Source organism: Rhizobium sp. PAMB 3174 (genome assembly GCF_052908375.1).
Window position 1 is genome coordinate 3,262,876 of sequence record NZ_CM128608.1, and the last position, 20,387, is coordinate 3,283,262.

The 20,387-nt window shown below is 63.4% G+C and carries 17 protein-coding genes; 6 read left to right on the forward strand and 11 right to left on the reverse strand.

What is annotated here, in order from left to right; genetic code table 11:
* Positions 1-2 precede the first annotated feature (2 nt).
* From ACU5AY_RS15745 to cydD, 3 genes are all read right to left on the reverse strand, one after another.
* Positions 3-1,604, reverse strand: coding sequence for a cytochrome ubiquinol oxidase subunit I (locus ACU5AY_RS15745; RefSeq protein ID WP_446826904.1), 1,602 nt, complete (start codon positions 1,602-1,604; stop codon positions 3-5).
* Between the two features lie 151 nt (positions 1,605-1,755).
* On the reverse strand, positions 1,756-3,414 hold the full coding sequence (gene cydC / locus ACU5AY_RS15750; protein WP_446826905.1) for a thiol reductant ABC exporter subunit CydC: 1,659 nt from the start codon (positions 3,412-3,414) through the stop codon (positions 1,756-1,758).
* Complete coding sequence (gene cydD / locus ACU5AY_RS15755) at positions 3,411-5,102, reverse strand: thiol reductant ABC exporter subunit CydD (protein ID WP_446826906.1); 1,692 nt, start codon at positions 5,100-5,102, stop codon at positions 3,411-3,413. The genes cydC and cydD overlap by 4 nt, the downstream gene beginning before the upstream one ends.
* Positions 5,103-5,236: 134 nt before the next feature.
* Between cydD and ACU5AY_RS15760 the strand changes: the two genes are divergently transcribed.
* Positions 5,237-5,740 (forward strand): RrF2 family transcriptional regulator, encoded by a 504-nt coding sequence (locus tag ACU5AY_RS15760; RefSeq protein WP_446826907.1) that lies wholly within the window; start codon positions 5,237-5,239, stop codon positions 5,738-5,740.
* Positions 5,741-5,771: 31 nt separating this feature from the next.
* Here the strand turns inward: ACU5AY_RS15760 and ACU5AY_RS15765 are convergent, their stop codons facing one another.
* The 8 genes from ACU5AY_RS15765 to ACU5AY_RS15800 form a co-directional block, all read right to left on the reverse strand.
* The gene (locus tag ACU5AY_RS15765; RefSeq protein WP_446826908.1) at positions 5,772-8,963 is read right to left on the reverse strand and encodes an efflux RND transporter permease subunit; all 3,192 of its coding nucleotides are present in this window, start codon (positions 8,961-8,963) and stop codon (positions 5,772-5,774) included.
* Positions 8,960-9,949 carry an efflux RND transporter periplasmic adaptor subunit gene (locus ACU5AY_RS15770; RefSeq protein WP_446825628.1) on the reverse strand — a complete coding sequence of 330 codons (990 nt, stop codon included), beginning with the start codon at positions 9,947-9,949 and terminating at the stop codon, positions 8,960-8,962. The genes ACU5AY_RS15765 and ACU5AY_RS15770 overlap by 4 nt, the downstream gene beginning before the upstream one ends.
* Positions 9,950-9,969: 20 nt before the next feature.
* Complete coding sequence (locus ACU5AY_RS15775) at positions 9,970-10,170, reverse strand: YgaP family membrane protein (RefSeq protein WP_446825629.1); 201 nt, start codon at positions 10,168-10,170, stop codon at positions 9,970-9,972.
* Positions 10,171-10,271: 101 nt separating this feature from the next.
* Positions 10,272-10,715 carry a thioredoxin TrxC gene (gene trxC / locus ACU5AY_RS15780; RefSeq protein ID WP_446826909.1) on the reverse strand — a complete coding sequence of 148 codons (444 nt, stop codon included), beginning with the start codon at positions 10,713-10,715 and terminating at the stop codon, positions 10,272-10,274.
* Between the two features lie 120 nt (positions 10,716-10,835).
* A complete protein-coding gene (locus tag ACU5AY_RS15785) occupies positions 10,836-11,972 on the reverse strand; it encodes an ABC transporter permease (protein WP_446826910.1) in 1,137 nt (378 codons plus the stop codon).
* Positions 11,969-12,931, reverse strand: a complete 963-nt coding sequence (locus tag ACU5AY_RS15790; protein ID WP_446826911.1) for an ABC transporter ATP-binding protein — start codon at positions 12,929-12,931, stop codon at positions 11,969-11,971. The genes ACU5AY_RS15785 and ACU5AY_RS15790 overlap by 4 nt, the downstream gene beginning before the upstream one ends.
* Entirely contained in the window at positions 12,928-13,893 is a 966-nt protein-coding gene (locus ACU5AY_RS15795; protein WP_446826912.1) for an HlyD family secretion protein, read from the reverse strand. The genes ACU5AY_RS15790 and ACU5AY_RS15795 overlap by 4 nt, the downstream gene beginning before the upstream one ends.
* Entirely contained in the window at positions 13,886-14,521 is a 636-nt protein-coding gene (locus ACU5AY_RS15800; RefSeq protein ID WP_446826913.1) for a TetR/AcrR family transcriptional regulator, read from the reverse strand. Before ACU5AY_RS15800 ends, ACU5AY_RS15795 begins: the two co-directional genes overlap by 8 nt.
* A 292-nt stretch (positions 14,522-14,813) precedes the next feature.
* On the opposite strand from ACU5AY_RS15800, the gene ACU5AY_RS15805 reads away from it, so the two are divergent.
* From ACU5AY_RS15805 to ACU5AY_RS15825, 5 genes are all read left to right on the forward strand, one after another.
* A complete protein-coding gene (locus ACU5AY_RS15805) occupies positions 14,814-15,974 on the forward strand; it encodes a Gfo/Idh/MocA family protein (RefSeq protein WP_446826914.1) in 1,161 nt (386 codons plus the stop codon).
* A 39-nt stretch (positions 15,975-16,013) separates the two neighbouring features.
* Positions 16,014-16,898, forward strand: a complete 885-nt coding sequence (locus ACU5AY_RS15810; RefSeq protein ID WP_446825636.1) for a carbohydrate ABC transporter permease — start codon at positions 16,014-16,016, stop codon at positions 16,896-16,898.
* Complete coding sequence (locus tag ACU5AY_RS15815; RefSeq protein ID WP_446825637.1) at positions 16,895-17,752, forward strand: carbohydrate ABC transporter permease; 858 nt, start codon at positions 16,895-16,897, stop codon at positions 17,750-17,752. Before ACU5AY_RS15810 ends, ACU5AY_RS15815 begins: the two co-directional genes overlap by 4 nt.
* A gap of 125 nt (positions 17,753-17,877) precedes the next feature.
* Positions 17,878-19,092, forward strand: coding sequence for an ABC transporter substrate-binding protein (locus ACU5AY_RS15820; RefSeq protein ID WP_446826915.1), 1,215 nt, complete (start codon positions 17,878-17,880; stop codon positions 19,090-19,092).
* A gap of 156 nt (positions 19,093-19,248) precedes the next feature.
* Positions 19,249-20,382, forward strand: a complete 1,134-nt coding sequence (locus ACU5AY_RS15825; protein WP_446826916.1) for an ABC transporter ATP-binding protein — start codon at positions 19,249-19,251, stop codon at positions 20,380-20,382.
* Positions 20,383-20,387 lie beyond the last annotated feature (5 nt).

A 20,387-nucleotide genomic window follows, 5' to 3' on the forward strand; every position in this document is an offset into this window, starting at 1 on the left:
CGTTACTCCGCGGGTTGCAGTTCGTGATTGCCTGCGCTCAGGCGATTACGGTGCTTGTTCATCCACTGTTCGGTTTCCGCCACGTCAATATACGGGCCCTTGCGGATGTATTTGAGCATCAGGCCCATCTCGATGACGAACAGCGCCGAGTAGAAGACGGCAAAGCCGATCAGCGTGATCAGGAGATCGGTGACGCTCAGCTGCGAGGCGGACAGCGCCGTCGGCAGCACGCCGTCCACCGTCCAGGGCTGGCGGCCGAATTCGGCGACGAACCAGCCGAGTTCGGCGGCAATCCACGGTGTCGGAATGATCGCCACCGCGAACCACAGCGCCGGGCGCGAGAAGCGCATGCGCTTGAACGAGGCCTGGTAGAAGAACCAGCCAAGGATGGCGATGAAGGCGAAGCCGAGCGCGACCATGATGCGGAAGGCCCAGAACAGCGGCCAGACGGTTGGGATGGTGTCGTTCGCCGCCTTGACGATCTGCTCCTCGCTCGCCTGACGCGGATCGTCGACGTAGCGCTTCAGGAGCAGCGCGAAGCCGAGGTCGCTCGAGTGATCCTCGAAGGTCTTGCGGACCTCGTCGCTGACATTGCCCTTGTTTCCGCGAATGGTCAGCAGCGCGTCATAGGCGATGATGCCGGAGCGGATCCGCTCTTCAGCCACCTTCACCAGCTTGTCGATGCCGGGGATCTCCTCGGTCAGCGACCGGGTGCCGATCAGGCCCATGGCATAGGGAATGTGGATGGCATAGTGCGTTTCGCGTGCTTCCTGGTCGGGAAAGCCGAACAGGGTGAAGGAGGCCGGCGCGGGCTGGGTTTCCCACATGCCTTCGATGGCCGCGAGCTTCATCTTCTGGTCATGGGTGACCGAATAGCCGGATTCGTCGCCGAGCAGGACGACCGACAGCGCCGAGGCGAGACCGAAGCTGGCGGCAACCGCGATCGAGCGGCGGGCAAGCTCGATATGCCGGCCCTTCAGCATGTACCAGGCAGAAACGCCGAGCACAAAGACGGAGGCCGTGACGTAGCCGGCGGAGACCGTGTGCACGAACTTCGCCTGGGCGACCGGATTGAAGACCACATCGAAGAACGAGGTCATCTCCATGCGCATCGTCATCGGATTGAAGGCGGCGCCGACCGGGTTCTGCATCCAGCCATTGGCGATCAGGATCCAGAGCGCGGAGAAGTTCGAGCCGATGGCAACGAGCCAGGCGACGATCATGTGCGCGCGCTTGGACAGGCGATCCCAGCCGAAGAAGAAGAGGCCGACGAATGTCGCCTCGAGGAAGAAGGCCATGAGGCCCTCGATGGCAAGCGGAGCGCCGAAGATGTCGCCGACATAATGGCTGTAATAGCTCCAGTTCATGCCGAACTGGAATTCCATGGTGATGCCGGTGGCAACCCCGAGAACGAAATTGATGCCGAACAGCGTTCCCCAGAACTTGGTCATCTGGCGCCAGACCGGTCGGTCGGTCATCACGTAAACCGTCTCCATAATGGCGACGATGATGGAAAGGCCTAGTGTCAAAGGGACAAAGAGAAAATGATAAAGTGCCGTCATTGCAAATTGCAGTCGTGACAGCTCGACTATGTCGATAGCCATGGCGTCCTCGCTTTCTAGTCAGAGCAGGCGTTCATCCATACCCGACTTGCATTAGACCCCTCCGCTTGCCGCGTACTTGATTCACGTCAATAAGATGCATTTTTCGCGCACCTTATTGTCGCACCCCCGTTGCCGCAGCCGGCAGAGGTTTTCAGGAGAGCGATATCAGGCGATGAGCCCAGGCCTTCTCGGCCGCGCGGTGGGCCGCGACCAGGATCGCGGCTTCGGGAAAGGCGGCCTGCAGGCGCGCCAGAACAGTCTCCGCCGTCGCGCCGTCAAGCCCTTCGGTCGGCTCGTCGAGAAGCAGGAGACGCGGCCGCCGGATCACCATCCGGGCCAAGGCCAGCCGGCGCTTCTCTCCGCCGGAAAGGCCGCCTCCGCCTTCCCCGAGACGGAATTCCAGGCCGCCTTTTTCCGTGATCACAACGTCAAGCGCGGCGATCTGCAACGCAGCCATCATCTCTTCGTCGGAAGCGTCCGGACGAGCCAGGCGAAGGTTATCCGCGATGCTGCCGCCGACCAATGCGGCACGTTGTGGCAGGTAGCCGACGAGATGCGACACATCGTCCTCGGCGAGATCAAGGACCGGCCTGCCCGCCAGCGAAACGACTCCGCTGTCCGGCGCGAGAAGGCCGCGCGCCAGATTGAGAAGCGTCGTCTTGCCGGAACCGCTCGGGCCGGTGAGTGCGACGATTTCGCCGGCGTTGATGTCGAACGAGAGTGTCTTCAGCAACGGCCGTCCACCCTGCACGAGGGAAACGGTCTCGAAACTCAGCAACGGAGCGGCAGGGGACGAAGTCGTCTGCAGCGACGTCCGATCGGCGGCAGAGGTCGGAACCGCTGCGGTGAACTCGGCCTCGATGCGGCGGGCCGCATCCGTCATCCGGCCCAGTTCGCCGATGCCGCGGGCGAGCGGTACGGCGATCTCGGCGAGGGCGAGGGCCGCAAAGAAGCCGAGGGCGGCGTGGGCGGCATCCAGCGTTCCGTTCAAGGTCGCGAGTGCCCCGAGAAGAAGCGAACCGCCGGCGGCAATTGTCGCAAAACCGGTGATCAGAATGGCCGAGCGATGTTCGGCGCGGTCGACCGCATCGCCGGCCGCCTGCAGTCGATCCTGCGCATCCATGATCGACAGGCGCCAATCGTCGAGCCGCCCGGCAACCGCCAGCTCCGGCTGGGCGCGCATCATGTCGATAACGCGCATGCGCAGCGCCTGCATCGCCCTCTGGCCGAGGCGCGAAGGCTTGCGGGCCTTCCTCAGCATCATGAGGGTGGCAACCGCGATGCCGACAAGGAAGCCGCCGATCTGCCAGGCGGCGATCAGCGGCGTCGTCAGCCATGCCAGCAGGAGATAGGCGGCGACAAAGGTGATGGCGGCGGCGGTGAAGGGAATGACCAGCCGCAGGGCAAGACCGTCGAGGGCATCGATGTCGATCGTCAGGCGATTGAGGCGTTCGGAACCGCGGAGCCTGGAGAGGACAAGTGCGGGGCGGCGCAGCATGGCGGCAAGCACGGACACCCTGAGACGTGCCAGACCCCGCAGCGTCGCGTCATGGGTGGTCAGGCGCTCGCCATAGCGGGCGGCGGCCCGGCCGAAGGCCAGCATGCGCACGCCGGCGCTGGGGCGGAAGACGTCGAAGACGAGGCCGGCCCCTGCCCCGCCGGCGACGCCCGCCGCGGTGATGAACCAGCCGGACAGCCCCAGCAGCGCCATGCTGGCCGCGGTCACCGTCACCGACAACAGGACGCCCAGCAGCAACGAGCCGAAATGGCCGCTCCAGACGCGGCGAAAGACCTTGAAAAGCGCGCTCATGGGTGGGCCTCCAGCCGGATTTCCCGGTCCATGCGGGCAATCAGCGCCGGGTCGTGGGTGGCGACGATCAGGGTTGCCCCGGATTGCGCGGCGGCCAGAAGGGCGTCGGTGATCCGTGCCGCGGTCATCGCGTCGAGATCCGCCGTCGGCTCGTCGGCAAGAATGACGTCGGCATTGCCGTAGATCGCGCGGGCGATCATCAACCGCCGGGCTTCGCCGCCGGAAACGCCTGCGCCGTTCTCGCCAAGCCTGGTATCGGCCCCGCGCGGCAGGGCCGCTACCACGTCGGGCGCCTGCGCCCTCTCAAGAGCGGAGGAGAGGCGGTCCGGATCCGCATGTATTTCGGCCAGCGCCAAATTGGCTCTCAAGCTCGCATTCAGAAGATGGGGATGCTGGCCGACATAGCCGATCCGGGCGCGCCAGGCATCCGCCGTTTCGTCGTCCAGCCGCTGGCCGGCAACCGTCAGCGATCCCTGGTCGGGCTTCGCCAGACCGGCGAGGAGATAGAGAAGCGTGCTCTTGCCGGCGCCGCTGCCGCCGGTCAGTGCAACCTTCTCGCCGGGCTCGATGGCAAAGTCCGGGAAGAGGACCTGCCGTCCGGCGCTCATCGACAGCCCCACACCCTCCGCGCGGACGGCAGGCGCGCGCCCAAGCGGCGGCTGCTTTTTTCCGGAGCCGAGGATGGTGTGAGCCGCCCCGGTCTCCAGCGCCGCCACCTCTCCCGCCACAGCAAGCGCTGCCGCCCGGTCGTGCCAGGCAGCCGCCAGTTCCCGCATCGGCTGGAAGAAGTCCGGAACCAGAAGCAGGATGAAGATGCCGCCGGCAACCGAGAGCGGCGTGCCGTAGGTGCCGAAGGAAAACGTGCCGAGCAGGCTGAAGCCCACATAGACGGCGGCAAGCGCAATGCCGAGCGCCGCGAAGAGTTCGAGAACGGTCGAGGAGAGAAAAGCTACCTTCAGCACTGCCATGGTGCGGACCCGGAGACTATCGGCCGCGTCCTCGAAACGCGCATGCGTTGCGGCTTCCGCGTTCAGGAGCCGGATGTCGAAGGCGGCGGTCAGCCATTCGAGAAGCAGCCCATTGAGCGTGCCGGTCTCGGCGAGATGCTTCTCGCTCGCGTCCCGCGCGGCAAAGCCGATCAGCGCCATGAACAGCGGGATCAGCGGCCCGGACATCAGCAGGATCAGCGCCGCCACCCAGGACCAGAAAAGCGCGGCCAGGAGGATGGCGATCGGGACGACGGCCACCTTGATGGCGGCGACGCGGTAGCGCGCCATCCAGGGGATGAGAAGTTCGAGCTTGTTGCCGACCAGTGTCGCAAGCGCCGCGGAGGATTGCCGGTTGGAGGCGAGCGGCGAGACCCTGCTTTCCCGATCGATGATCCGCCGCCGCTCGCCGGCCACGACGGATTGAGCGGCACGAAACGCGCTGCGGGCCGCATAGGCTTCGCCGCCATGCCGCAGCAGGCCGAAGGCAATGAACAACACGGCGCCAAGCACCGCCTTCTGCACCGTCGCCGTGCCGGCAACCAGTGCTCCGATCAGATCGGCTGCGACATAGGCCTGGACGATCCAGAGAAGCGAGGCGGCGCAGGCAATGGACGCGGCGGCGAGGATCGGCCGGCGGCTTGCCTGTTCCAGCGCATCGAGCGCGCGTTTGGCCGGATCATCGGTTGAATGGGGGGGCATGAGGACGAAACAATCTAAAAAACATATTCTGGATGCATCTTTTATGACCACGCTACGGGCAGCCATGATCTCGATCAAACCCCAAATTGCCACGGCCCTGTAAAACACGGACTTAGTGGTGGGGAAAATCTGACATGCGGCTGACGACAAGGACCAATCTTGCCATCAGGACACTGATGTACTGTGCGGTGAACCGGGAGGCGATCGTCCGAAAGTCGGATATCGCCCTGGCCTGCAACGCGTCGGAAAATCATCTCGGCCAGGTGGTGCGGCTTCTGGCGCAGCACGACCTTCTGGACGCGACGCGCGGGCGCAATGGCGGCATGCAGCTCGCCAGGCGACCGGAGGAGATCGGCATCGGCGCCGTCTTCCGGCTGTTCGAGGCCGACCTGCCCTTTGCCGAATGCTTCAGCCCGTCGAACACCTGTCCGCTCGTCGAAGCCTGCTGGCTGAGAAACGCCATCGGCGATGCTGTCTCTGCCTTCTACGCTTCGCTGGACCGCGTCACGCTGGCCGATCTCGTTAACGGCAACGAAGCGCTGGCCGTCCTGTTGCGACTGCATCCGCCTGTCGGCTGCTCGGCGCGTGGAGCGCCGGGCACCGGATTGGCGGCACCGCTTTCGCCGGCCGCGATCTAGGCCGGCCACCGTCTCACCTGATTGATCCGCCTCAGGTCCTCAGTACCCGGTAGATGGCTGGGATGACGAGGACGGTGAGCAGCGTCGACGACGCCAGACCGAACAGCAGCGAGATCGCCAGGCCCTGGAAGATCGGGTCCGTCAGGATCACCACCGCGCCGATCATGGCGGCAAGCGCCGTCAAGAGGATCGGCTTGAAGCGGATCGAGCCGGCCTCGATCAGGACCTCGGTCAATGGCCGGTCTTCGGAGCCGGCATGGCGGATGAAATCGACGAGCAGGATCGAATTGCGGACAATGATGCCGGCAAGCGCGATGAAGCCGATCATCGAGGTCGCGGTGAACGGCGCGTGGAAGATCCAGTGGCCGCCTAGAATGCCGATGAAGGTCAGCGGGATCGGTGTCAGGATGACGAGCGGCACCTTGAACGAACCGAACTGGGCGACGACGAGGATGTAAATCCCGATCAGGGCCACCATGAAGGCCGCGCCCATGTCGCGGAAGGTTACCCAGGTCACCTCCCATTCGCCATCCCACAACAGCGTCGGGTGGCTCTCGTCGGTCGGCTGGCCATGCAGCGAGATCACCGGCTTCTGCAGACCCGTCCAGTCCATGCTGTCGATCGCATCCTGGACGGCCAGCATGCCGTAGAGCGGTGCTTCGTACTGGCCGGCAAGCTCGGCGGTCACCATTTCGGCGAAGCGGCCATTGTGACGGAACAGCGGATAGGACGTCTGTTCACGGGTGATCTTCACGACGTCGCCGAGTTCGACGACGGCGCGCGAGCCGGGCAGGACATTGGCCGGAACCGGCGTCGACAGGAACCGTTCGTCAAGCACCCTGGCCCCCTTTGGCCGGGCAATCTCGATCGGGATCGGCGCACGTCCGCCGCCACGGTGCGAATAGCCGACGACCGTGTCGCCGTTCAACGCCTTCAGCGTATCGAAGACATCGCTTTCCGACACACCGTAGAAATCGAGGTCGTCGGTGGAAATCGTCGCGCGCAGCCGCGGCGCCGGCGTGCCGAAGGAATTGTCGACATCGACGATGAAGGGCACCGATTTGAAGGCTTCCTCGACCTTGAGCGCCACGGCGCGGCGGGTCTCGGCATCCGGACCGTAGATTTCGGCAAGAAGTGTCGCCATGACGGGCGGTCCCGGCGGCGGCTCGACGACCTTCAGCGAGGTACCCTCCGGCACATCGATGGCCTTCAGCCGATCGCGCAGGTCGATGGCGATCTCATGGCTCGAGCGGTCGCGATCACTCTTCGGCGTCAGGTTGATCTGCACGTCGCCCATGTCGGGGTTGGAGCGCAGATAGGCGTGGCGCACCAGCCCGTTGAAATTGAAGGGTGCTGCGGTTCCGGCATGCGTCTGCATGGAGATGACTTCAGGCTCCGCCAGCGCCACACGCGCAACCGCCTGGACGACCGCATCGGTATCCTCGACGGACGAGCCTTCCGGCAGGTCCACCGTCACCTGCAGCTCCGACTTGTTGTCGAAAGGCAGGAGCTTGACGGTCACGTCCTTCGTATAGAACAGCGTCAGAGAGCCGAGCGTCGCCACGCCGACGGCGAGGAGGAAGATCCAGCTGCGGGTCTTGGTCTTGAGGATCGGGCGTGCCACGGCCGCATAGGCGCGGCCCAGACGGCCGCCGCTACTATGATCGGTATCGGCATGCAATTCCGCCTTGCCGGCGATCTTCAGCATCAGCCACGGGGTGACCATGACGGCGACGAAGAAGGAAAAGATCATCGCTGCCGAGGCGTTCGCCGGGATCGGGCTCATATAGGGGCCCATCATGCCGGAAACGAACATCATCGGCAGAAGGGCGGCGACCACGGTCAGGGTCGCGACGATCGTCGGATTGCCGACCTCGGCGACGGCCTCGATTGCCGATTGCCGCCGGTCGCTGCCGCCCATGCCCCAGTGGCGGGCGATGTTCTCGATGACGACGATGGCGTCGTCGACCAAAATGCCGATCGAGAAGATGAGCGCGAAGAGAGAGACGCGGTTCAGCGTGTAGCCCATCAGGTTGGCGGCAAAGAGCGTCAAGAGGATCGTCACCGGAATGACGATCGCCACCACCATCGCCTCGCGGCGGCCGATGGCGATCCAGACCAGAGCGATGATCGACAGCGTCGCCAGCCCGAGATGGAAGAGAAGCTCGTTGGCCTTCTCGTTTGCCGTCTCGCCGTAGTTTCGCGTGACCTCGACCGATACGGAGTCCGGCAGCAACTTGCCCTTGAGTTCATCGACCTTGGCGAGGATTTCCTCGGAAACGACGACGGCGTTGGCGCCGGCGCGCTTGGCGATGGCCAGGGTGACGGCGGGAACGCGCACCGGCTCGCCGTCCTTGCCGCGGGTGACGGAAGACACGTGCGTGTCTGCGGTATCGGTGACGAAGGAGACATCGGCGACGTCGCGCACATAGACCGGCCGGTTGTCGCGGGTCGTCAGCAGGAGATTGCCGATTTCGGCCGGGGAGCGCAGCGTCTCGCCGGCGACGACGTCGATCTGCTTGCCGCCGTCGCGCACGAGGCCGGTGGAAAAGGACCGGTTGGCCGCGGTCACCTTGCCGGTCAATTGCTGCAACGTGACGCCGTAGAGCGCGAGCTTTTCCGGGATCGGCGCGATGCGGATGGCGTCGCCCGTCTCGCCAACCAGATAGGTCAGGCCGACATTCTCGATGGTCGACAGCTGCATGCGCAATTCGCTGGCAATGCGGGTCAGGTCATTCGCCGTGACGCCGGCGCCCTTGTCTTCGGATGGCGTCAGCGTCAGCGCCATGATCGCCACATCGTCGATGGTGCGGCCGACGATCATCGGCTCGGGAATGCCGACCGGAATGCGGTCCATATTGGCCATGATCTTGTCGTGGACACGCAGAACCGCCGCATCGGCGGAGGTGCCGACGAGGAAGCGCACCGTGACCATGACCTGATCGTCGCTGGTCTCCGAATAGACGTGTTCAACGCCGTTGATGCCCTTGACGATCGTCTCCAGCGGCTCGGTGACGAGCTTGGCGGCATCCTCCGCCTTCAGCCCCTCGGCCTTGACGAGGATATCGATCATGGGGACGGAAATCTGCGGCTCTTCTTCGCGCGGGAGCGTCATCAGGGCGATGAGGCCAAGCGCGAAGGCGGCAAGCAGAAAGAGCGGCGTCAGCGGCGACGAGATAAAGGTCTTCGTCAGGCCGCCGGCAATTCCAAGGCCGTGCTTCATGGCAGCTGAACCTCTTCGCCGGCTTGAAGGCCTGTCAGGATCTCGACCATGTCCTTGCCATTGTCCGAGATCGTCTGGCCGGTCACGACGGCGCGTTCCGAGGTGATGTCGCCGGCCGTCACCGAGACATAGTCGATCCCGAACCGGTTGACGACGGCGGCCTTCGGCACGAGCAGTGCGTCATGGCTGCCGACGGGCAGGCGGACCAGCACGCGGGCGTTGACGAAGGCGGTCGGCAGGTCGGCGACCTCGACATCGGCGATCACCCTGCCATTGTCGATTTCGGGATAGATCTTGGCGAGCCGGCCTTCGGTCGCGCTGGTGCCGTCGACACCGTCGATCTCTATTCCGGCGCCCTGCTTCAGGGTGGCCGCATGCCGCTCCGGGATGGCGAGCCGCAGGAAGAAGCCGCCGCCGCCGACCGTGGCGACGGTTTCGCCCGCCAGCGCCACGGCGCCGCGGGTGACCGGTACGGCCAGAACCTTGCCGTCGACCGGCGCCAGCACCTGACCTTCCTTTGCCTGCTCCTCGATGACGGCGCGCTCTGCTTCGGCCGCGCCGATCTGGTTGGTGATGACGTCGACCTGGGTGCGCAACTGGTCCAGCCTCTGCGTCGTCGTCACGCCGCTCTTCAACAATTGCTCGCCGCGCTTCAGTTCGCTCTGTGCATTGGCAAGCGATGCCTGCAGGCCCGAAAGCTGGGCATTGATGGCCGCGACCTGGAAATCGATCTTGTCATCCTTGACCACGGCCAACACGTCACCGGCCTTAACGGTATCGCCTTCGGTCACGTTCAGCTCGATGATGGTACCGCCGAGACGGGCGCGGGCGGGAACGCTGTCGCGCGCCTCCACCCGTCCGTAGACAGCCTTCCACTCGGTCATCCTGGCCGGCTCCAGGCGCAGTGTCTCGGCTGCGGCATCAACCGCGCCGCCAGCGAGGCCAAGCGCCAGGGCGCCCGACAAGACGAAGGCTTTCCACCCCATTTCGGTATCCCCTGCTTTCATCAGAATGCGTTACCCGGCCTGATGCCGAGCTTCTTCAAGATCATGGCCGCCGGGCAGAAGCCCGTGAAGGCCGATTGCAGCATGTTGGCGCCGACAAAGACGGTCAGCCAGACAAAATAGGGACTGACGGCGTAGGTCAGCGCCAGAGACAAGAGCACCATGAAACCGGCAAAGCCGAGAACTGCACGATCAACGTTCATCTGAACCTCCATAATATATAGTGAAATTCATATATTTTTGTTTGACCGGGTTTTCAAGGGCCCTTCTGTCTGTGCTCCTCCCCTGATCTCGGGATGCCGATTCAGTGACCTGCGAGGCTTGACGTCAGCCAGTCGACGATCTGCCGTTCGCCCATGGCGCCCGACACCCGCGCCACCTCGCGGCCGTTTCTGTAGAGCAGCATGGTCGGAATGCCCCGGATCGACAGCCGGCCGGCGGTTTCCTGCTCATCGTCCGAATTGAGCTTCAGGAACCGGACCTTCGGCTCCAGCCTCTTGGCCGCCGCCTCGAAGGCCGGCGCCATCGACCGGCACGGTCCGCACCAGGGCGCCCAGACGTCAACGACCACCGGGACCGTGCTCTTCTCGATCTGCCGGCTGAAACGCGCTCCATTCACCTCGATCGGATGCCCCGAAAACAGAAGCGACCCACACGTCCCGCATTTTGCCGTCAGCGGATCGCGGTCGGTCCGCAACCGGTTGATGCCCGCGCAGGACGGGCACACGATCTGATGTGCGTCTGTCATATCCGGCCTCCTCTTCGTCGCCGTGATCTCCGACATGAAGAATATTGCATAGGCGTTGCAGAGGGAACTTGATCACGGTCAAGTCTTTGCGCCGGGATGCCGGCCGCGAAGCCGTCGACGTCAGTCGAGCGTCTGGCGGTAGCGCAGCATGGCGATAACCGTGATCACCACCATGATCAGGCCGAGCGCCGTCATGTCCGGCACTATGTCGGTCATGCCGGCGCCTTTCAGCATCACCTTGCGGACGATGCGGACGAAGTGGGTGGCCGGAATGACGCTTCCGACCACCTGCGCCCAGGCGGGCATGCCGGCGAAGGGGAACATGAAACCCGACAGCAGGACCGACGGCAGGATGAAGAAGAAGGACATCTGCATCGCCTGCATCTGGTTCCTGGCGACCGTGGAGAACAGGAATCCGAGTGCCAGGTTGACGACGATGAACAGGTTGAGCCCGGCGAGGAAGGCCCAGCCGCTGCCTTCGAAGGGAACGGCGAAAAGGATGAGCGCGATCAACAGGAAAACCACCGTCTGCACGTAGCCGACCAGCACGTAGGGCAGGATCTTGCCGAGCATCACCTCGGCGGGCCGTACCGGGGTCGAGATCAGCGTCTCCATCGTCCCGCGCTCGGTCTCGCGCACGATGGCGACCGCGGTGATCATGATCATCGTCATGGAGATGATGATCGCCAGCAGGCCGGGGACGATGTTGAAGGCGGTGACGCCGGCCGGATTGAAATGCTTGTGCACGACGATGTCGTAGGGCGGCGCCTGCGGCGCAAGGTGCTTGAGCGCGCCCGGCAGGCTGTCGGTGAGTGCCGCCTCGATGATGCCGTTCAGGGCGCCGACCGCGCCGCCGGTCGCCGTCGGATCGGAGGCGTCGGCGGCAAGCAGCACCGCCGGCTTCTCGCCGCGCACGACATCGCGTTCGAAATCGCCGGGGACGACGATGATGAAGGTCGCCCTGCCGGCAGCAAACGCCTCGTCGGCCTGCCTTTCTCCGGAAACCGCGCCGCGAATATCGAAATAGGTGGAATTGTCGAGGCCCGCCATCAGCGCGCGCGTCAGCGGCCCGCTGTCGCGGATATCGACGAGGGTCGGCAGATGGCGCGGGTCGGTGTTGATGGCGTAGCCGAAGAGCAGCAGCTGGACGATCGGCAGCGCCACCATCATGGCGAAGGTGACCCGGTCGCGCCGCATCTGGATGAATTCCTTGACCAGGACCGCGAGGAAACGGCTGAAGGAAAGACCGGACATCATGCCTCCGACTCCCGGCCGCCGAAATTGTCCTTGGACCTCGACATCAGGTGGATGAAGATATCCTCCAGCCCGGCCTTGTGCCGTGTCCATTGGCGCGACTTGTCTTTCGCACGCAACGTCTCGGCCGTCTTTGCAAGCGCCTCGTGATCCGTGCCGGAGGCGTGCAGCGCGGTACCGAAGCGGGTCACCTGGTCGACGCCCGGCTGACCCCGCAAATCGTCTTCAAGAGTGGTGAGGTTCGGGCCCTCGACATTCCAGGTCTCGAGGCCGACCTGGTCCGGAATGTCGCTGGTGCGTCCGTCGATCAGCTTGCGGCCATAGGCGATGTAGGCGATGAACTCGCATTGCACCGCCTCGTCCATGTAATGGGTGGACACCAGCACGGTGACGCCGCGGCGCGACAGGCGGCGGATCTCGTCCCAGAATTCGCGGCGCGCCTTGGGATCGACGCCGGCGGTCGGTTCGTCGAGGAGCAGCAGGTCCGGTTCGTGCAGCATGCAGGCGGCGAGCGCCAGGCGCTGCTTCCAGCCGCCGGAAAGCTCGCCGGCGAGCTGATGGGCGCGGTTGCGCAGCCCAAGATCCTCGAGCGCCTGCTCGACGCGCTCGCGCCTTCGATCCAGCCGGTACATGCGAGCGATGAAATCGAGATTTTCGCGGATCGACAGGTCCTCATAGAGCGAGAATTTCTGGGTCATGTAGCCGACCCGCTCCTTGATCCGGTTGCTGTCGGTTCGGATGTCCATGCCGAGGCAGGTGCCCGAACCGGCATCCGGCGTCAGCAGGCCGCAGAGCATGCGGATCGTCGTCGTCTTGCCGCTGCCGTTCGGACCGAGGAAACCGTAGATGGCGCCACGCGGAACACGAATGTCGAAATCGTCGACCACCGTCTTGGCGCCGAAGACCTTCGTCAGGCCGGTCACGTCGATGACCGTCTCGCGCTCCTGTTCGCCGCTGCTCATCGGCTTGAACCATCCGCGGCACGAACCATCACCGGTTGGCCGACAGGTGGGCGGAAGCCCCCTTCATCCAGACGGGCCTCGGTCATGAAGACCAGCCGGCCGCGCTCATCACGGCTGTAGATCAGCGGCGGCGTGAATTCGGGCTCGGATGCCTGGTAGGTCACCACCGCCGCGACCTCGCCGTCGCAACCGTCGCATTCGGCCACGACCCGGGCGCCGATAGCGAAATGGGACCGTTCGGCTTCGGGCACGAAGAAGCGCAGCTTGAGGTCCCCCGTCCGAACGATCGACAGAACGGGCGAAGACGGGCCGGACACTTCACCGACCTTGAGAAACTGCCGGTCGACCCTGCCCTCGACGGGTGCGACGACGTGATAATAGCCGAGCGCGGTTTGCGCCTGCACGAGCGCCTGTCCGGCGGCCTCGGCCTTCGCCTTCGCGGCGGCAATCTGCTCCGGCCGGGCCGGCAGCTCCGCCGATGCAAGCTGGGCATTCAGCTGCCGGACCTCGGCCGCCGCCTGCTGCAGGGCGGTGTCGGCCTTGTCGCGATCGGCGGAGGTGGCGACGCCGCGCACCGCCAGCGCGCGGATGCGGGAGGCATCCGCCGTCGCCTGCTGCAGCGTCAGCTGCGCCTGCTGCAGGTTCTGACGGATAACCTCCAGATCCGCCTCGCGCGCGCCGGTCTCCAGATTTCGCTGCTCGGCCGCCGCAGCATCGGCCTCCGCCTTGGCCTGAGCCACCGCGCTTGCCGCCGCGGTGTCGTCGAGATCGAACAGCGGCGTGCCGGCTGCAACGGTCTCGCCTTCCTTCACATGGACATGTTCCAGGCGACCGGAGACGAGCGGCGCGACATAGGTGTAGTCCGCCTCAACATAACCGGAGAAGCCGTCGGGCTGGGTGGGTGAGAAGAGGCTCAGCAGGCCGGTGAATGCTGCCCCGAGCCAGGATTGCACGTCATTCATCGTCTTTCTCCCGCAGCAGTCCGTTCATCAGGATGTCTATGTGCGACCGCATGAAACTTTCCTGTGCCTCGGCTTCGGCGCTTCCCAGCCCGAACACCTGGTAGAGGATGAGGTTTGCAATCAATGGACCGACGACGGCGCGCACAGCATGATCAGGATCAATTCGGCGGAAGCGTCCCGACTGCATGCCCCGTTCGAGGATGACTTTCGCTGCCCCCAGGCCGCGGTCGAGCACTTCCCGGCGATACATCGCGGCAAGGTCTGGAAAGAGCTTGGCTTCCGACAGGATGAGCCGCGGAACGGCGGCGGTTCGCTGGTCACCAAGACGCCGGCCCACGAGATGGATCATCCGGACGATGTCTTCGGCCGGATCGCCGGTGAGGTTTTCGGCCACCTGCGCGACGTTCTCGGCGACGGGGACCAAGGCCCGCTTCACGATCGCCTCGATCAGCGCTTCCTTGTTGGGGAAGTAGAGATAGACCGCCCCCTTGGATATGCCGGCGCGCTCGGCGATATCCTCCACACGGGTCATGGCAAAGCCGCGCTCGATGAAGAGATCAAGAGCCGCATCAAGGACCTCGTCCGGGCGCGCGGTCGGCCTGCGGCGGAACTTCGGCGGTTGCAGCATAGGGACCTTCTCCGGAGAATAAATAACTGACTGGTCATTTATATAATCGCAAAATTTAGGCGTGTCGAATCCCCTCTTTCCGGCGCAACACCGGCCTTCTGCGGCGGGTTGCTGAAGGGGCTTGAAAAAATTCAATAACTGTCGGATAAAAAATCAACCAACCTGACGAATTTGAAAATGAATTTCATAGACTTCGCGTTTCGGCCCGAAATTCGATTGACTAGGACGAAAATTTGTCACAGCCTAAGAAAATAAATTACGAAAACACGACGTATCGTAAAGGGTCCCATCAATGAGAGTAGGTATCATCGGTCTCGGCTACCGTCTCGGATATCTGAGTTATGTGTTCAATGCCCTGGACAAGGATTTCCAGATCGCCGGCTATGTCGACCCGGCGCCGGCCGGCATGACGACCCTGAACGAGCATGGCATTTCGCCCGGCAACGTCTATGAGACGCCACAGGAACTGATCGCCAACGAGACCTTCGACTTGCTGATGATCGGCTCGCCGAACCACATGCATCTCGAGCATATCCGCATCGGCCTCGAAGCTGGTTGCAAGGTGTTCTCCGAAAAGCCGATCGTCACGACGCTCGAACAGACCTACGAGCTTGCCCACCTGCTTGCCAAGTACGGCCACGACCGCCTGATGGTCGGCCTCGTGCTGCGCTACTCCCCGCATTACAAGAAGCTGCGCGCCGCACAGGCGGAAGGCCTGCTCGGCGAAGTCGTCTCGATCGAGGCCTCCGAGCATATCGAGCCCTATCACGGCGCCTTCTTCATGCGCGACTGGCGCCGCTACGAGCGTTATGCCGGCGGCTTCATGCTGGAGAAATGCTGCCACGACCTCGACCTCTACAACGGCGTGGTCGGCTGCCGGCCGGAGCGGGTCGCGAGCTTCGGCGGCCGCAAGAGCTTCATTCCGCAGAACTCGCCCGCCAATCAGGGTACCAACGACATGGAAGTCTATCACCGCAAGCCGAGCGGCTGGATGGGCTCGGACAAGGTGTTCGACAGCGATGCCGACATCATCGACTTCCAGACCGCGATCGTCGAATACGAGAACGGCGTGGCGATGACCTTCCACACCAATCTCAACGTTCCGGACCAGTTTCGCCGCTTCTGCGTCATCGGCTCGAAGGGCATGGCGGAAGGCGACTTCATCCGCGGCTATGTCGACGTCCACGACGCGCATACCGGCAAGAAGGTCATCGAGGAGCGCTACAATACGCGCACCGCGCTCTCGCAGCACTACGGCGCCGACGAGCAGATGGCCGAAGACATTCTCGATCACATGAAGAACGGCACGCCGCTGCCGGTCTCGGCCCTCAACGCCATGGAAGCCGGGGTGTTGGCAATGGCCATGGACGAGGCCCGACGGACGCGATCGGTGATCGACATGAGGCCCATATGGGCGCGGTTCGACGCCGCACTCCAGGCACAGGCCGCATAATCAAGCACAAAACAATAAAGGGGAGCTTGAATGCAGGGAATGACGACAAGACGAAGTGCGGTGCTCTTCGCCTGGATGCTTTTGCTCCCGGCGCTGATCTATGTCCTCATCATCGTCGCCTATCCGCTGATCGATACCATCAAGCTCTCCTTCACCGACGCCTCCCTCAAACGGACCTATGACTGGGTCGGCTTCGAGAACTTCACCAAGATCTTTCGCCGCGGCTTCTCGGACATCATCGTCCGGACCTTCGTGTGGACCTTCTTCTCCGTCCTCTTCAAGATGATCATCGGCACATGCGCCGCAGTCCTGCTGAACGCGGCCGTGCCGGGTCGCACGCTGTTTCGCCTGCTGACCATGCCGCCATGGATCGTGCCCATGGCCATCGGCATCTTCATGTGGGGATGGATGTACAACGGCCAGTTCGGGATGATTTCCGGCCTGCTGCAGCGCTTCGGCTTCCTCGACGGGCCCTTCCCCATCCTTTCGACCGGACCGACCGCCTTCTGGGCGACGATCGTCACCGACGTGTGGATCGGCGTTCCCTTCGTGACGATCTATCTGCTGGCGGCCATCCAATCGATCCCCACCGACCTCTATGAGGCCGCCTGGACCGACGGTGCCGGCCGCTTCTACCGCTTCCGCCGCATCACCCTGCCGCTGATCGTTCCGGCCATGATCACCATGTCGATGATCTCGCTGATCTCCACCTTCAATTCCTTCGACATCATCTGGATCCTGACCCAGGGCGGGCCGAGCGGCCAGACGACGACGATGATCATCGATACCTATCGCACGGCCATCGGTGCCTACAAGTTCGGCGAAGGTGCGGCGCGCGCCGTGCTCATCACCATCTTCCTGTCGCTGTTCTGCTGGCTCTATTTCCGCATGGTCAACCGCTTTTCCGGGGAGGCCGCACGATGAGCTCGAGCGCGCTGATCAACCGCTACACCTGGTACGAGAAGATCGGCATCTATGCCGGCATCCTCCTGTTCCTCAGCTTCGTGCTGGCGCCCTTCGTGGAAGGCTTCTTCGTCTCGCTGAAGCCGCTGTCGCACCTCTTCTCCTCGCCCTACCGCTTCTGGCCGGACGACGCCTCGCTGGAGGCCTATCACACCATGTGGGAGCGCGTGCCGCTGCTTGGCCGCTACATCGTCAACTCGATCTTCATCGCCGGCGTCGGCATGATCATCTCGCTGTTCCTGATCGTGCCGGCCTCCTATGCCTTTGCCCGGTTCGAGTTCAAGGGACGCGGACCGCTGATGGGCGGCTTCCTGGCAGTCAACATGTTCTCCGGCGCCGTGCTGCTCATCCCGCTGTTCCGCCTGATGCGCACATTCGGGATGCTCAACACCTATTTCGCCATGATCGTGCCGGGCGTCGCCTTCGTCATTCCGACCGGCATCTGGCTTTTGCGCACCTACATGCTGCGCATTCCGAGGGAACTGGAAGAGGCAGCACTCGTCGACGGCGCATCGCGCCTCTACACCTTCCGGCGCGTCATCATTCCGCTCGCCTTGCCTGGCATCGCGGTTGTCGCGATCCACTCTTTCCTCACCATCTACGCGCAGCAGTTCATCTTTGCGCTGACGTTTAATTCCAAGACCGAATACATGCCGCTGTCCGTCGGCCTCTACGCCTTCTTCGGACGCCAGGAAGTCATCTGGAACGAGCTCATGGCCGCCTGCTTCCTCGGCATTCTGCCGGTCTTCATCGTCTTCATCTTCCTGCAGCGCTACCTGGTGGCCGGCATGACGGCGGGAGCCGTGAAGACATGACAACAGATTTCGTGGACGGCATCGAGAAAGCTGTGTGCGGATTAGGGCAAGGCCCCGGGAAGGGAGTGACTGACGTCAACCCGGCGCCTTGCCGAACGGGCAAACAATAGAAGGGAACCCAGACAATGAGCATGACCCGAAATATCCTTGGCGCAGCAGCCGTGGCGCTTCTCGCCTCCACGCAGCTGGCGGCCGCAGAAGACACGACCGTCTCCATGATCCAGTGCGGCGACAAGCTCGCCGAAGGCTATGACGGCTTCATCAAGGAATGGGAAGCCAAGAACCCGGGCTACAAGGTCTCCGTCGAAATCGTCGGCTGGGCGCAGTGCCAGGACAAGATCACCACGCTTGCCGCCGCCGGCACGCCGGTCGGCCTCGCCTATGTCGGCTCGCGCACATTGAAGCAGCTGTCCGAAAGCGACCTGATCGTTCCCGTACCGATGACGGACGAGGAAAAGGCTTCCTACTATCCGCACATCGTTTCCACCGTGACCTTCGATGGCCAGCAGTGGGGCGTTCCGGTCGCCTTCTCCACCAAGGCGCTCTACTGGAACAAGGACCTGTTCGAAAAGGCCGGCCTCGACCCGGAAACCCCGCCGAAGACCTGGCAGGAACTCTACGACATGGCCAAGACCATCAAGGAAAAGACCGGCACCGCCGGATATGGTCTGACCGCCAAGACCTTCGACAACACGATGCACCAGTTCCTGCACTGGGTTTACACCAATAACGGCACGGTCATCGACGACGAAGGCAAGATCACCCTCGACAGCCCCGAGAACATCGAGGCGCTGACCTGGTACGGCAAGATGACGGACGTTTCGGAAGAAGGTCCGACCGCTTACGAGCAGGACGAACTGACGCCGCTGTTCAACGATGCCAAGGTGGCAATGATCGAGCAGGGTCCGTGGGTGCGCGTGCGCGTCAACAAGGACCTGAAGTGGGGTGTGGCTCCGCTGCCGCTCGGCCCCGAGGCCAAGGGCCCCGGCACGCTGCTGATCACCGACAGCCTCGCCGTCTTCAAGGGCACCGGCTACGAAGACAAGGCAGCCGACCTTGCCAAGTGGCTGACCAACCCGGAACACCAGTTCTTCTATGAAAAGACCCATGGCCTGACGCCGCTGCGTCCGGTTCCGGGTGTGGAAGAAATGGTCAAAGCCGACCCGACCTGGAAGCCGTTCCTCGACGGTATCTCCAACGGTGGTCCGGAGCCGCTTTTCACCGACTACAAGGCATTCCAGAACGCCATGATCGACATGGTGCAGTCGGTCGTCACCAAGCAGGCCAAGCCTGAGGATGCGATCAAGAAGGCTGCCACCGAGATCGAAGACTACAAGTAATCCCAGCCTGCGGCCCGCCTTTCCTTCCTGGAACGGTGGGCCGCTCTTTTTTCACCCCCGGCATGCGGCGCATTTCTCAACGCCAGGCATTTCCGGTATTCTTCAACCGATCGCATATCATACGTCCGCATGAACCGGACGACAGGAGTTGGCGTTTTGGGACAGCTTAACCTCACCAAAATTCGCAAGAATTACGGCACTTACGACGTCATCAAGGACATCGATCTCGAAATCCGCGAAGGCGAATTCGTGGTCTTCGTCGGCCCGTCCGGATGCGGCAAGTCCACGCTTTTGAGGATGATCGCCGGGCTTGAGGAAATCTCCGACGGCGACATTCACATCGCCGGCAACCGTGTCAACGACCTGCCGCCCGTCAAGCGCGGCATCGCCATGGTGTTCCAGTCCTACGCGCTTTATCCACACATGACCGTCTTCGAGAACATCGCTTTCCCGCTGCGGGTCGAGAAGATGCCCGAGCAACAACTTAAGGAGAAGGTTCACGAGGCCGCGCGCGTGCTGCAGCTCGAAGAACGCCTGCAGCAGAAGCCGGGCATGCTGTCCGGCGGCCAGCGCCAGCGCGTGGCCATCGGCCGGGCGATCGTGCGCGAACCGAAGATCTTCCTGTTCGACGAACCGCTCTCGAACCTCGACGCCGCGCTGCGCGGCGAAATGCGCATCGAACTCACCAAGCTGCACAAGCGCCTGAAGGCGACGATGGTCTACGTCACCCACGACCAGGTCGAAGCCATGACCATGGCCGACCGGATCGTGGTGCTGAATGGCGGCGACATCGCCCAGTACGGCGCGCCGCTGGAGCTTTACCACAGGCCGCAGAACCTGTTCGTCGCTGGCTTCATCGGCAATCCGAAGATGAACATGCTGCCGGTCAGCTGCACGGCCTCCGGACCGGACGGCATCACGGTGTCCTACGAGGGCCAGTCCATCACGGTTCCGGTCAAGCCGCACGGCAACCCGGTCGGCAAGACACTGACGCTCGGCATCCGCCCCGAACACATCAAGATGGGCCAGGGCGACATGAAGATCTCGGCGGTCCCGACCGTTGTCGAACGGCTCGGCGCCCACACCGTCGCCTATTTCATCCTGCCCTTCGGCGAGACGGAAAACTATTGTGGTCTGTTCGACGGCCTCGCCTCGTTTGCATCCGAGGCACCGGTCGAAAGCGGCTTCTTCGCGTCGGACTGCCACCTCTTCGACGAGGACGGCAGCGCGTTCGAACGCCAGGTCGCACTGACGGCGATCGACCCGCAACTCCTGACGATGACGCACTGATGACG

Excerpts from the sequence above, each read along its gene's own strand:
- ACU5AY_RS15745 (WP_446826904.1), bottom strand. The coding sequence starts at position 1,604 with ATGGCTATCGACATAGTCGAGCTGTCACGACTGCAATTTGCAATGACG.
- cydC (WP_446826905.1), bottom strand. The coding sequence starts at position 3,414 with ATGAGCGCGCTTTTCAAGGTCTTTCGCCGCGTCTGGAGCGGCCATTTC.
- cydD (WP_446826906.1), bottom strand. The coding sequence starts at position 5,102 with ATGCCCCCCCATTCAACCGATGATCCGGCCAAACGCGCGCTCGATGCG.
- ACU5AY_RS15760 (WP_446826907.1), top strand. The coding sequence starts at position 5,237 with ATGCGGCTGACGACAAGGACCAATCTTGCCATCAGGACACTGATGTAC.
- ACU5AY_RS15765 (WP_446826908.1), bottom strand. The coding sequence starts at position 8,963 with ATGAAGCACGGCCTTGGAATTGCCGGCGGCCTGACGAAGACCTTTATC.
- ACU5AY_RS15770 (WP_446825628.1), bottom strand. The coding sequence starts at position 9,949 with ATGGGGTGGAAAGCCTTCGTCTTGTCGGGCGCCCTGGCGCTTGGCCTC.
- ACU5AY_RS15775 (WP_446825629.1), bottom strand. The coding sequence starts at position 10,170 with ATGAACGTTGATCGTGCAGTTCTCGGCTTTGCCGGTTTCATGGTGCTC.
- trxC (WP_446826909.1), bottom strand. The coding sequence starts at position 10,715 with ATGACAGACGCACATCAGATCGTGTGCCCGTCCTGCGCGGGCATCAAC.
- ACU5AY_RS15785 (WP_446826910.1), bottom strand. The coding sequence starts at position 11,972 with ATGATGTCCGGTCTTTCCTTCAGCCGTTTCCTCGCGGTCCTGGTCAAG.
- ACU5AY_RS15790 (WP_446826911.1), bottom strand. The coding sequence starts at position 12,931 with ATGAGCAGCGGCGAACAGGAGCGCGAGACGGTCATCGACGTGACCGGC.
- ACU5AY_RS15795 (WP_446826912.1), bottom strand. The coding sequence starts at position 13,893 with ATGAATGACGTGCAATCCTGGCTCGGGGCAGCATTCACCGGCCTGCTG.
- ACU5AY_RS15800 (WP_446826913.1), bottom strand. The coding sequence starts at position 14,521 with ATGCTGCAACCGCCGAAGTTCCGCCGCAGGCCGACCGCGCGCCCGGAC.
- ACU5AY_RS15805 (WP_446826914.1), top strand. The coding sequence starts at position 14,814 with ATGAGAGTAGGTATCATCGGTCTCGGCTACCGTCTCGGATATCTGAGT.
- ACU5AY_RS15810 (WP_446825636.1), top strand. The coding sequence starts at position 16,014 with ATGACGACAAGACGAAGTGCGGTGCTCTTCGCCTGGATGCTTTTGCTC.
- ACU5AY_RS15815 (WP_446825637.1), top strand. The coding sequence starts at position 16,895 with ATGAGCTCGAGCGCGCTGATCAACCGCTACACCTGGTACGAGAAGATC.
- ACU5AY_RS15820 (WP_446826915.1), top strand. The coding sequence starts at position 17,878 with ATGAGCATGACCCGAAATATCCTTGGCGCAGCAGCCGTGGCGCTTCTC.